This is a genomic window from Oleiphilus sp. HI0067 (assembly GCF_001635735.1).
On sequence record NZ_LWFI01000231.1, the window covers coordinates 1 to 1186 of the forward strand.

Here is a 1186-nt window from a genome sequence, read left to right on the forward strand (position 1 = left end):
GGTAAATTCCTTAAATTGTTCGGAGACGCGAAGCGAACTCCCTTGACTAAAATTGTTCTTATCTTTCACAACTTGATAAAAAACTTCGATTTTTATGAGCGCTCGGGTCGGGTTACGGGGGGGCGTTTAACAATGGATCACATTTGTTCGGAAAATTCGTTGCAAATCATTTTTTTTGTCAGATCGCCCTCAAATGAGGTGATTTGCATGAAAAATAGTCATCTAAGTAGAATCTAACTGCGTAGCAAAATTTGGTCTAAAGCAAGTGGCTGACAATGAAGCGCAGATACTTGAATCGAAAACGATATAAAACGCAATCGAAATAAAAGGGGTGACTATGAATATTTCTCGTGGGTTGGTCGGGGCTGCTGCGGTAGCTGTTTCAATAGGTGCTAGTGTTGCTGTGGCTGATGGGCACGGTATGAAGCACGCCGGTAAAAATGTTGATTTTGAGTTGAATGGCACAGCGTATGAAAGCTACTTTGTTGTAGGCGATAATAAAGATGCACCGTTAGTTTATTTGATTCACGACTGGGATGGCCTAACTGAATACGAAGTTAAGCGTAGCGAAATGCTGCACGAACTTGGCTACTCAGTATTTGCTGTCGATTTATTTGGTAAAGGCGTGCGTCCAACGGAAGCGGCTGATAAAAAACAGCATACTGGTGAGCTATACAAAGATCGCGAGAAAATGCGCGCAATCATGCAAGCAGGTTTAGCTAAAGCAAAAGAGCTTGGTGCTGATACGAGTAATGCCGTTGCGATGGGCTACTGTTTCGGTGGCGCAGCCGTGTTAGAACTGGCGAGATCAGGTACCGAACTAAAAGGATTTGCTAGCTTTCACGGTGGTTTGACGACCCCAGAAGGGCAAGGCTACAGCAATACAAAGGGCTCAGTTCTTGTGATGCATGGTACGGCAGACTCGATTATTCCAATGTCAGATTTCGCGAATCTAGCGGATGAGCTTGAGGCTGCGAAGGTGGATCATGAAATGGTGACTTATGGCGGCGCGCCTCATGCCTTCACTGTATTTGGTTCGGAAAAGTATCAAGAAAGAGCGGATATCCAAAGCTGGACGCTATTCACTGATTTCCTCAAAATGGAAACGATGTAGTTTTATAGTCTAGGTACGATTCGTTACAGCCCTGCTTTGATAGTCTCAAGGTGGGGCTTTTTATTATTTGAA

The 1186-nt window shown here is 44.2% G+C and carries 1 protein-coding gene; it reads left to right on the forward strand.

Going from position 1 to position 1186, the window contains the following annotated elements:
* Positions 1-337 precede the first annotated feature (337 nt).
* Positions 338-1114 (forward strand): dienelactone hydrolase family protein, encoded by a 777-nt coding sequence (locus A3739_RS03055; protein ID WP_231876544.1) that lies wholly within the window; start codon positions 338-340, stop codon positions 1112-1114.
* Positions 1115-1186 lie beyond the last annotated feature (72 nt).

Excerpts from the sequence above, each read along its gene's own strand:
- A3739_RS03055 (WP_231876544.1), top strand. The coding sequence starts at position 338 with ATGAATATTTCTCGTGGGTTGGTCGGGGCTGCTGCGGTAGCTGTTTCA.